Consider the following 1,106-nt stretch of genomic DNA (forward strand, 5'->3'; position numbering starts at 1 on the left):
AATATCGCTGCCAGCACCCACGGCCGGTTCCTGACCATCAGGGAAATCAACAACAAAGGTCATTTTGCTCATGCGACACCCCGACAATTCAGAAAAGTATTCATTGCGTTAGAAACAAGCTGCTTGCGCCTATAGCGCGTAATCCCCCACACAATGGCATAACAAATCCAGAGATAGTGGAGGGTATAGCGACGGCAGTTAATCCCTTCCAAAATGTCATACGCAGAAACATCACCAGGAAAGGTCTCAGCATACACAGCGGCGCAAGCTTCCTGCTCATTACTGAAACCACTCGTTTGTAATTCCTTAATGACAGCCTGCGCTTCACGTCGCATTTTCTTATCACCTGAACTGTAATCAGGGCACCATTCCAGCCAATCATTGAGCCAGGATTGCAAACCTTCATTGAATGCCTCCGAGTCAAATTCCATCGCTATATCATGACGGCCAGACCTTATGCCCACTTCCAATTTTTCAGACCAGTAGTACGGATTAATTCCCCATTCCTGGCCCACGAAAAAATCGAACATGTCGCGGACGCGGCTAAATGTCCACGTTCCCATATCGCCGGTGACAGTGAGATAACCAGGCCAGGTGATGAGATCAAACCCATAAGAAGAACTACCAGGCCGGGAGAAACGAAGATGGCGATATTCCCCCTCATCCCGGAATATTGTCATTTGGTGTGACGACACATCACGCAGAAAACGGATGTCCATATTGCGATCGCTCATATTATTCACCATCCCATTCTTTACTGTTTTTCCACTCTTCCATAAGGCCAGTAAGCTCAGAGGAAGATTCACCAACCCGGTCAGCCAGCGCGTTAAAATCAGTGATCTGACTGTTATCGAGGTCTTCCCAGGCATCGGCCATATCCAAAAGATGACGCTGCATGGTTGCCAGTCTGCGCAGGTGACTTCTGCCCGTTTTGATGTGCTCGGAATATGTATTGCTGCTCATGGGTGCACCTCACTCTCCGGCAGAACGCGGGGCCACGGGCCCAGGCGACTGCAGCTTTCAACCGGCATCGAAAAGAATTTTGATGATAGAAACACATCACCATGAGCAATGCAGCGACTGACGCCGCGCTCAGGCTGAAACGC

The 1,106-nt window shown here is 49.5% G+C and carries 2 protein-coding genes; both read right to left on the reverse strand.

What is annotated here, in order from left to right; genetic code table 11:
• Nucleotides 1-68: 68 nt before the first annotated feature.
• Entirely contained in the window at nucleotides 69-734 is a 666-nt protein-coding gene (locus J8X26_RS27275) for a hypothetical protein (RefSeq protein WP_208952643.1), read from the reverse strand.
• A gap of 1 nt (nucleotide 735) precedes the next feature.
• Nucleotides 736-963 (reverse strand): hypothetical protein, encoded by a 228-nt coding sequence (locus J8X26_RS27280; protein ID WP_208952644.1) that lies wholly within the window; start codon nucleotides 961-963, stop codon nucleotides 736-738.
• Nucleotides 964-1,106 lie beyond the last annotated feature (143 nt).

The sequence above is a fragment of the Rahnella sp. ChDrAdgB13 genome (assembly GCF_017655185.1).
Lineage (GTDB): Bacteria > Pseudomonadota > Gammaproteobacteria > Enterobacterales > Enterobacteriaceae > Rahnella > Rahnella contaminans.